Source organism: Vibrio sp. 1978 (genome assembly GCF_033344345.1).
The window spans coordinates 258,256-268,321 of record NZ_JAWPOP010000005.1 but is presented as its reverse complement, the minus strand read 5'-3'; the positions used below and the strand labels follow the sequence as shown (position 1 = coordinate 268,321).

Annotated in this window: 7 protein-coding genes and 2 tRNA genes; 3 read left to right on the top strand and 6 right to left on the bottom strand. The window is 40.9% G+C overall.

Features of this window, described 5'->3' with window-relative positions; all coding sequences use genetic code 11:
* Positions 1-142: 142 nt before the first annotated feature.
* The gene (locus R8N49_RS07805; protein ID WP_064354817.1) at positions 143-1,072 is read right to left on the bottom strand and encodes a CHAD domain-containing protein; all 930 of its coding nucleotides are present in this window, start codon (positions 1,070-1,072) and stop codon (positions 143-145) included.
* A gap of 301 nt (positions 1,073-1,373) precedes the next feature.
* On the opposite strand from R8N49_RS07805, the gene R8N49_RS07800 reads away from it, so the two are divergent.
* Both R8N49_RS07800 and R8N49_RS07795 read left to right on the top strand, forming a co-directional pair.
* Positions 1,374-1,460 (top strand) — tRNA-Leu (locus R8N49_RS07800).
* Between the two features lie 36 nt (positions 1,461-1,496).
* A tRNA-Cys gene (locus tag R8N49_RS07795) sits at positions 1,497-1,570 on the top strand.
* 5 nt (positions 1,571-1,575) lie between these two features.
* On the opposite strand, the gene R8N49_RS07790 is transcribed toward R8N49_RS07795, so the two are convergent.
* From R8N49_RS07790 to rnk, 5 genes are all read right to left on the bottom strand, one after another.
* Positions 1,576-2,568 carry an LLM class flavin-dependent oxidoreductase gene (locus R8N49_RS07790; RefSeq protein WP_005376038.1) on the bottom strand — a complete coding sequence of 331 codons (993 nt, stop codon included), beginning with the start codon at positions 2,566-2,568 and terminating at the stop codon, positions 1,576-1,578.
* Between the two features lie 235 nt (positions 2,569-2,803).
* A complete protein-coding gene (locus tag R8N49_RS07785; RefSeq protein WP_250157692.1) occupies positions 2,804-4,009 on the bottom strand; it encodes a diguanylate cyclase domain-containing protein in 1,206 nt (401 codons plus the stop codon).
* Positions 4,010-4,142: 133 nt separating this feature from the next.
* Positions 4,143-5,129, bottom strand: a complete 987-nt coding sequence (locus R8N49_RS07780) for an ABC transporter substrate-binding protein (protein WP_005376042.1) — start codon at positions 5,127-5,129, stop codon at positions 4,143-4,145.
* Positions 5,130-5,356: 227 nt separating this feature from the next.
* The gene (locus R8N49_RS07775) at positions 5,357-6,316 is read right to left on the bottom strand and encodes a GGDEF domain-containing protein (RefSeq protein ID WP_025767735.1); all 960 of its coding nucleotides are present in this window, start codon (positions 6,314-6,316) and stop codon (positions 5,357-5,359) included.
* Between the two features lie 238 nt (positions 6,317-6,554).
* The gene (gene rnk, locus R8N49_RS07770) at positions 6,555-6,962 is read right to left on the bottom strand and encodes a nucleoside diphosphate kinase regulator (protein WP_005390213.1); all 408 of its coding nucleotides are present in this window, start codon (positions 6,960-6,962) and stop codon (positions 6,555-6,557) included.
* A gap of 526 nt (positions 6,963-7,488) precedes the next feature.
* Between rnk and nirB the strand changes: the two genes are divergently transcribed.
* Entirely contained in the window at positions 7,489-10,053 is a 2,565-nt protein-coding gene (gene nirB / locus R8N49_RS07765; RefSeq protein WP_132936432.1) for a nitrite reductase large subunit NirB, read from the top strand.
* The last annotated feature ends 13 nt before the right edge of the window (positions 10,054-10,066 follow it).

The window sequence follows — 10,066 nt, the reverse complement described above, 5'->3', positions numbered from 1 at the left end:
TGAAGACGCGAGGGTAGGCGAGATTACAAAGCACCGCATAGCGCTCGTATTGGTATCGTTTTAATGGTTTCACGTTAACTTTCTTAGTGGAGCCTAACGGTTGACTGTAATTAATGAATATTAAAAATACGTGAACCTTGATTTAGGGTCGGTAGAGATTCTGTGTATTGGTATCGCGAATGAAAGACTCAAACTGGCTTAAATGCGTCAAGATGGTTTGGCGAGAGAGTTCATGATGTTCGCTAAGTACGTTAATTAGCTTTTTCAAAGCCTTACGATCTTGTTTATTGAGATTTGCTGTCTCTTTGAGTTGTGCGAAAAATTCAATTTGACTTGAAGTGTCGTTAAAGTCACCGAGCTTGTCTTGCAATAGTTTTAGTTGTTTCACGTTGTTTTTGTGCTGTTGGGAAGGATAGAGCGTGGAAAATCCTTCTAACAAATAACGCAGCGCTTTGCACTTTATCCGCATCGAATGAATCACACTGTCGCGACTTTTGTCCGAGATCTTGCGTCGTGCTTTATCAACTTTTTTAAATTGATCGGAGATTTTTTGGCTTGCGAAGAGTAACGCAGGTACGTTGCTATCCACTCGTTCGTGTTGCGTACTTCGCAGCAGACTATTCCTGACCAAAGTGCAGTGCGTTGTGTATTCTTCTGTAGCTAGCCAACGCGTAACTTTTGCCTGTTCGTAAGCACGTTCGGCTTCGATAAAGCCAAAAAGCTGCTCAAGAGACGATTTGTGGTTTGGGAGCATTTCAATGTATTGGTTTTTGCCCAAGATAAATACGTCCAAATCACGCAGCTTATTTGTTTTCTTCATCATTATTTTTAAATGAGGTTTCAAAATACGCTGCTCAAAAGGAGGGATCAGTTCGCGAAGTAGTAAGCATAGTGAGCGTATGCGCCTTAGTGTGACGCGATACTGGTGTGTATATTCAGGGTCCAAGTCATGGACGATCCCCTGTTCCAGAGAGCGAGCATAATCAAATTCAGTAAGTAAGAAGTGGGACACTACGAAGTCGAGTTCGGAATCAGTATGTAGCGGTAATTGAAATGATGACTTTCGAAACATGATGAGCGCTTATTTGTCCCCTGCAGTACGAGTTAAGTTTATACCCATACTGCCAATTTGTGCGACTTGTCGATTCCTCATTGACATGAAGTGATGAAGCAAAGTAAACGAGAGCAAAACATGCTGATGTTCTTGTGAGCAAAATGATCGCCCTTTGTTCGTTTGAGTTGGCTTTTTAACCATTTGAATAAAAGAGACTAATTTTTTGTTGACCAGATAAATTAATCCGTTAAAGTACGCCTCGTTCTCACGGCAAAGGCCGCAGAGACAGATGGTGTCTAACCCATCGCATGATTGCGTTGCCCTGGTGGTGGAATTGGTAGACACAAGGGATTTAAAATCCCTCGGCGTTCGCGCTGTGCCGGTTCAAGTCCGGCCCGGGGCACCATCAAAATCTTTGGTGACAGAGATACAAAATCAGAAAGGCGCCTTGGCAGAGTGGCTATGCAGCGGATTGCAAATCCGTGGACCTCGGTTCGACTCCGGGAGGCGCCTCCATTCTTTTACTTGTCCATGAGTTCCGATAGTAACCTGTAGGATCTCAACTTCTCAGATTGTTCAAACACCATCGTGTTTACCATAATTTCATCTGCCCCAGTGCGTTCCAAAAGTTTCTCAATTTTCTGTCTTACATATGTTTGATCACCATGGATAGATTCACGTAATTGAGTTTCAACGTGAAGCTTTTCCTGTGCTGACCATAGTGGTGCCATACTTTTCACTGGTGCGCGAAGTTTTTCGCGATTGCCGCGAATCATTTTTAAGAATTTTTGCTTCTCTGTTGTCGCGAGAAAATCTGCATGTGACTGAGTATCCGCTACGATAACGTTGGCACAAATCATCACATAGGGTTGAGCTAAATGCTCGGATGGGACAAACTCATCTCGATAAAAGTTTAGAGCACGAGACATTGCATCTGGAGCAAAGTGTGCAGCAAATGCGAAAGGTAAGCCTCTCTTAGCTGCTAAACGTGCGCTGTATGTACTCGACCCCAGAAGCCAAATCGGCAGAGATGTGTTGTTACCTGGATAAGCCGCGACTGGTTGATTTCGAGATACGGGACCAAGAAAGAAATTAAGCTCCTCCAACAGCTCTTCAAAGTCAGGATCCATATGCTCTGGTTCCCGCCTTAATGCATGCATTGTTTGGTAGTCGGTGCCTGGTGCGCGTCCTAATCCGAGGTCAATACGACCAGGGTATAATGCCTCTAACGTTCCGAATTGCTCTGCAATAACTAGTGGTGCATGGTTAGGTAACATGATTCCACCTGATCCTAAACGGATCGAGTTCGTGTGCGCTCCAATATGACTGAGTAATACACTGGTTGCGGCACTGGCGATGTCGGGCATGTTATGGTGTTCAGCCATCCAAAACCGATGATAGCCCCAGGACTCGATTGATTGAGCTAATTCAACGGAGCGTTCGAACGTTTCGGTGAAGTTTGTTCCGTCGGACACGGGTGCCAAATCCAGAACAGATAAACGAGGAAAAGACATAGGATAGTTATAGCCTGTTAATGAATCTTAACTATCATATGGTGGTGAAAGTTGACGTTTAAAAGGGGAGGATTAACCATTCACAATGGATTATTTTTCTTCAATGCCTGGAGAGCGTTTAGCTTACGAGTTTAGCTTTTGCTATGTGATAAAAGCGGCTTTATTACTGTAAGTGGCCACAGTGGTCGATGTCGTTGAATATTCGCATGTAGAACGTTTCCACAGCTACTTTAGATTAAAACATAGGCCTCTTTAACAGCGAACTGCTGTTGTCGACAATAGTGAACGAGCTAGCTTTAGAACGTTTTGACTGATACATAGACTTGTCTGCCGCTGTTAATAATTCATGTACATTCGACCCATGCTCAGGATAGAGTGCAATACCAATGCTAGCTCCGACGCATAACTCTTTACCTTTAAAATGAATTACTTTTTCTATTTCTTGGATATAGCGTAGTGCACATGCAGACAGAGACGTACCTGTTGTGTGTGAACGATGAATAATAATAAATTCATCTCCACCAAAGCGGCCTACCATGTCTGATTCGTCGATAATACTTGATAATCTACTAGCTACAGATTTTAACACTGCATCACCTGCCTCATGGCCATGGCTATCGTTAATATCCTTAAATAAATTTAAATCTATAAAAAACAAACTAAAACTATTCTCACTGCCTCTGAAATTACGCGTAAGCTGGATCAAATGTTTTTCTATTGCTCGACGATTGTAGATATTAGTTAAGGAGTCGTGCTCAGACAAAAATACCAAACTTTCTTTTTGACGATTTAGAACTGAAGTTTGATTCTCTACTTCTTCTTTAAGTTTTGATTTTGATATTGTTGTGTGGTTTAACAATGCCGCCATTTTATTGAAGTAACAAGACATATTTTCAAATTCCGTGAATTGATTTTCTGAAGGGATTTTATAGTCAAAATTTGACCTGCTTAATTGTTTTATTCCATTTATAAACCTTTGAAAGCTTCTCTTGAACTTTATTTTTATATAAAAGCATAATAGCATAACAACCAGAGAGATAAAAATAATACCTGCTTGAGTGTAATAATTTAAATTTTGTAGTTTTGTAGACTTATTATTAAGTATTTTTTTATAAATATATATTATTTCATTATTCATATCCTGGGATACAATGTTTATTCTGGATTGTATGACAGGATTTGATTTATTATAATTTACGACTGAATCATAATGGCGATCTTTGTCTAGTAAATGATTATTTTCGTATTGAACTAAAAAATACAGTTCGAGATTCATTTTTTTTAGGTCTTTAGTAAGGTATAAAACATCTTCATTTTGAGATAATAATTCGTTTAATTTGTTATGAGAAATCATGAATTGTGTGAAATTGTTTTTTCCCCTATTTTGAGTGTAAGCCCAAAGATAACTACTTAATGACTCTAATGATATTTGTATGTCCATTATTTGGTTTAATTGTTTCTTGGCTTTATAATCTTCTATTTTTATGAAGCTTATGTATACTATAACGCTGATACATAGTATTACGCTTAGACTGAATAGTGATGCTAAATAGTGGTTTAACGAACGATGCATTTTAATCTAGACCATCAAAATATGAATTGATATAGTTTTCTTTAAATATTTTTCTGTAATTTGGAATCTGTCCTTCTACATAGTTTTGTTTTAATGCCCAATTAGCTTCTGATTGTAATGTAAATAATAAAGAATTCGTTAAATTTAATCGAAAGTTATAATCATCCCAACTCCAAGATATTTCTTCAACTGTTGTGTTAAGTTTTTGTGATAGTATTTTCATTGTTAAATGAGGGTTTTTATCCATCCAGTTAATTGAGTGATGAAGTGACTTTATTATTTTCATTACTTCTTGATCTGATTTTTCAATGTGTATTTCTTTTGATACAAGCAAAAAGTAAAGTTTATACACGCCAATAATTCCTATGTTCTTTACTTCTTCATTTATTCTATTCTTGGCCATAAATCCGTATGGCTCCCAAGTAGATATTGCATCGACGTTTCCTTGCATTAAATGATTTATAATAACCTGCGTTGTTGATGATATTTTTTCTACTTTTTCTAAATCAATGTCATTTACCTGTAGCAACAAGTCTAAGTAATATTCGCTAGCGCTCTTTTTTATTACACCAACCTTTTTTCCTGGTAATTTATCTATACTTTCTATGCCAGACCGCTTTTTAGTTAGCAGCTTAATATCATTCGTAGAAGATGCAAAAGAAGTGATTAATGCTAAATCTTTGTATTCAAAGCTTTTAAACATCAGTACGCTTTCAGAAAAAGTGGCGTAATTAACATGGTTTTCTAGAAGTAGGTTTGAACATTCGACCCCTCCAAAGCACATGATAAGTTCGACGTTTAAATCGTTTTCTTCAAACGCACCTATGTGCTCTGCAATGATAAAAGGGGCTGACAGAGGCGTCTTAGATATACCGATTGTTGTAGGTTTGTGGATAGCATTTGATACCGTTGTTAACTTTAAATAAGCAACTACTAATGCAGAAAGAACTAAAATTATGATAACTGTAGAAATCTGTTTTGTATCCATCAAAAACAACTCCCTTCATAATAGTAGTAATTAATCTATCAGTTAAATGAGTGTAGTTGCTTATTGGGTTGATGCTAGGAGAGGAGGGGATTTATTTGTATCGTGCCAAATTTATGAGTACCTAGGGGTAATTTCGGTAACTGGCTTAGATATAAAGAATTTATCTTTAGTTAGTTCAAGTTGTAGCAAATGACTGATTTCATAACATGATGATTTATGGAGAGATATCAACTTTTTAAGTTGAAAAATTGTACTCCATTTTTGCCATTTTTCTTTATCTCATACATTGCGTGATCGGCTTTTTGATACACTTCATTAAACGGTTGCTTTCCTTTGTTAAAGAGACAAACACCGATACTCATTCCTATCGTTACTTTATGTAAGTCTTGATTTATCGCTGGAATGATTGAATCTAAGAGTTGATTGCAAAGTTGGGATATTTCCTCTCGACTTGAATGCCAGTTTAAGATAACAAATTCATCGCCTCCTATGCGTCCAACTTGAGACTTGCTTGACGCAAGCTCTGTTAAGCTATTGGCGATATTGATGAGGAGGGTGTCGCCAGTATGATGGCCTAGCTGGTCGTTAACTGCTTTAAAATTATCTATATCAACAAACACTAAAGCAGACTGCTGAGACGGTTCGGTTTGAGGTTGATGATTAAAGTTTTCCTCAATTGCTTTTCTATTTAACAATCCAGTCAATGGATCACTCGAAGCCAACTTGGCCAGTTGCTGCTCATAACGCTTTTCTTTTGTAATATCGATATGAGTACCCATCATCCGTAGTGGTTCGCCATCAGAACCATACTCGACGATGCGCCCTCGATCGTAGACCCAGCTATCACTGCCGTCTTTATGAATCATGCGATGCACTACCTCATAAAGGTCGGTCTTGCCTGCTAGGTGATCTTCAAATGCACCCACCGCAAGATCGTAATCTTCAGGGTGGAGATTGTTTTTCCACGTTTCAACCGTCGCGGTTAACTCATGGGGCTGATAACCTAGCATTTTTCCCCACTGCATATTGAATATCGTCAAAGTACCTGAAGGAATATGCTGCTCCCACAAACACAGTCCATTACTGTCGAGTGCAGCATTCAACTTTTCTTGTAGTCGCGCATTCTTCCGCTTCAGCTCTTCATTTTCTTTTTCTAAGCAGGCAATTCGAGTTAGATATTCTTCCATTTTGCGCATAATTTACGTCGTTTTCGGAGCGACAATATACGAAAAATACTTTGCAATTTCTATGATTGAGCTTGGAGATATAAATATTGAATATGCGGTAAATAATAAAGAATCGGTGATGTTACTTAAGAGCAGTAAAGTAAATGCTTGGAAAACAAAGAAGGAAATAGGGGGTAAGCGAGGGGCTCTCCTGGTGCAAAGTCTTAAATGGAGGCCTTTGCACCGGGACTACTGAGGGTTAGCGGTTTAGTGCACCACAACGCTCAGGTTGGTATGTGATATCGACAATTTCAATTGTCTTCACTTGATTATTTGGCATTGGCCAGTCAAGTTTTTGGCCGACAGACAAACCGATCAGTGCGCTGCCTACGGGTGCAAAAATAGAGATATCATCACTGCTTTTCAGTTCAGAAGGGTAAACCAGTGTCTTTGTCATGGTTCTATCTTCACCTGAAAATTTAAACTCTACAGTCGAGTTCATCGTGACCACGTTATCTGGCATTTGTTCTGGCTCAAGAACTGTTGCTCGGTCGAGCTCTGCTTCTAATTCCACAAGCTCCGCTGCGATGTTTGGCATTTTATCCAACAAAGCCGTGATTCGGTTCATATCTAAGCTTGAGATGTAGATAGAATTGTTTTCTGACATTTTATGACTCCCAAATAAAAGGCCGCCTCACAAAAATGGGACGGCACTCTATATGTCAATTACGGTATCAATCATATGGACGCTATTCCATATGAACTAAACCTGATTTTAGTCTTTATAGTGCGACTTAGCTAGTAAAAAATTTTTGTTGTGAAGCTTGATTTTTCTAAATCTTTCAATCACTTCAGATATTGTTCTCTGATCACCTTGAAACGGTGAAGTCAAGTGAGTGCGTCGTTTAGAAGCAAAGCAGGATTTATCGTAGGTGTGCTCGGTTTCGATGGTCAGCCTTACTTCATAAAGCAAAACGGTATAGTCCGTTGCTAGCATGGCTTCGGTTATCTCAGTTTGTTAAAACTACCAATATCCGTTAATAAATTACTTTTTATTTCGCAATAGTCAGATAAATACGTTCATCTACCCCTTTAGGGTAGTTTGAAATTGTAATTGATTTACATCATGTATTAATTTTCTTTCACAATTAACAATGAGCTCAGTGATAAGAACCTAACCCTTAGGAATTATAATGAGCAAGTTGAAGCTAGTAGTCATCGGTAACGGTATGGTAGGGCACCGTTATATTGAAGACTTAGTCGAGAAAGCTGATATGTCTAATATGGACATTACAGTTTTCTGTGAAGAACCTCGTGTCGCATACGACCGTGTGCACCTTTCCTCTTACTTTTCTCACCATACGGCAGATGAACTTTCTTTAGTAAAAGAAGGCTTCTACGAGAAACACGGTATTAACATGCTGATCGGCGAACGCGCGATTAACATCAACCGTGAAAACCGCATTGTTTACTCAAGCACTGGCCGTGAAGTTCAATACGACAAGCTGATTCTTGCTACTGGCTCATTCCCATTTGTTCCACCTATCAAAGGTCACGAAAGCAAAGACTGTTTTGTTTACCGTACTATCGAAGATCTTAAAGCGATCGAAGCGTGTGCGAAGAAGAGCAAATCAGGCGTTGTTGTCGGTGGTGGTCTGCTAGGCCTTGAAGCAGCAGGCGCACTGAAAGCACTGGGTGTAGAAACGCACGTTGTTGAGTTCGCGCCAAAACTAATGGCTGAGCAACTTGACCTGGCTGGTGGTAACCAACTTCGTCAAAAGATCGAGCGTATGGGCGTGAACGTTCACACCAGCAAAAATACGCTTGAGATTGCGCCAGAAGGCACAAACGCACGCAACGTTATGCGTTTTGCTGACGGTTCAGAACTAGAAACAGACTTCATCGTATTCTCTGCAGGTATTCGTCCACAAGACAAACTAGCACGCCAAATGGAGCTAGAAGTGGCACCTCGTGGCGGTGTTGCTATCAACGATCATTGTCAGACTTCTGATGAGAACATCTACGCGATTGGTGAGTGTGCGTCTTGGAACGAAATGTTCTACGGCCTTGTTGCTCCTGGCTACAAGATGGCGACAGTTGCCGTTGATCACCTACTAGGTAACACAGAAAGCAAATTCGAAGGCGCTGACATGTCTGCGAAGCTGAAACTTCTTGGCGTTAAAGTAGGCTCTATCGGTGACGCGAACGGTCGTACTGAAGGCTGTAAGAGTTACGTTTACCAGAACGAAGAACAAGAAGTTTACAAACGTCTTATCGTTTCTAAAGACAACAAGAAATTGCTTGGCGCGGTAATGGTTGGCGATACCTCTGACTACGGCGATCTGCTTCAACTTATGTTGAACGAAATCGACCTACCAGAACACCCAGATGCGTTGATCCTTCCTGCACACGCAGGCGCTGAGAAACCAGCACTAGGTGCAGATGCTCTACCAGAAAGCGCAGTGATCTGTTCTTGTTTCGACGTAACCAAAGGCAAGATCGCACAAGCGGTGGCTAATGGTCACCACACATTGGGCGACATCAAAGCAGTGACTGGCGCAGGTACAGGCTGTGGTGGTTGTATTCCTCTAGTGACGTCTGTTCTAAATGCTGAGCTTGCTAAATCTGGTATCGAAGTGAAGAACGACGTGTGTGAGCACTTTGCATACTCACGCCAAGAGCTGTTCCACCTAATCCGTATTGAAGAGATCAAAACGTTTGATGAGCTTCTAGAGAAATACGGTAAAGGTTACGGCTGTGAAGTTTGTAAACCACTGGCTGGTTCTATCTTGGCTTCTTGCTGGGGTGAGCACATTCTTAAGCCACAACTGGTTAAGCTGCACGACACGAACGATAACTTCCTAGGTAACATCCAAAAAGACGGTACTTACTCTGTTATCCCACGTATGGCGGGTGGTGAAGTAACACCTCAAGCACTGGGTGCGTTAGCGAACGTTGCAGCAGAATACAACCTATACACCAAAGTAACCGGTGCTCAACGTATTGGTCTGTTTGGTGCTCAAAAAGACGATCTTCCAGAGATCTGGCGCAAGCTTATCGACGCTGGGTTCGAAACAGGTCAAGCGTACGCAAAAGCACTTCGTATGGCGAAGACATGTGTTGGCTCAACGTGGTGCCGCTACGGCGTTCAAGATTCTGTTGGTCTAGGTTCTTACATCGAGAACCGTTACAAAGGCATTCGTACCCCTCATAAGATGAAGTTCGGTGTTTCTGGTTGTACTCGTGAGTGTGCGGAAGCACAAGGTAAAGACCTTGGCATTATCGCGACTGATGCAGGTTGGAACATGTACGTATGTGGTAACGGTGGTATGAAGCCTCGTCACGCAGACCTACTTGCAAGTGACCTAGATAAAGAAACACTAATCAAGTACATCGACCGCTTCATGATGTTCTACATCCGTACTGCTGCGCCACTACAACGCACATCAGTTTGGATGGAAAACATGGAAGGTGGCGTTGACTACCTACGCGAAGTGATTGTTAACGACAAGCTTGGTATCAACGCTCAACTAGAGGCAGACGTAGCGAAGCTTGTAGACGAGTACGAGTGTGAGTGGACTGCGACCATCAACGACGAATCACAACTGACTCGTTTCGCGCACTTCATCAACTCTGACAAGCGCGATGACAACGTTGTGTTTGTACAAGAGCGTGAACAGCACCGCCCAGCAACCTTCACGGAAAAACATCCTGAAGCGAAAGGCGACATCCTACACGTAGCGATCACTGAAGCATAAGGGAAGGTTGATT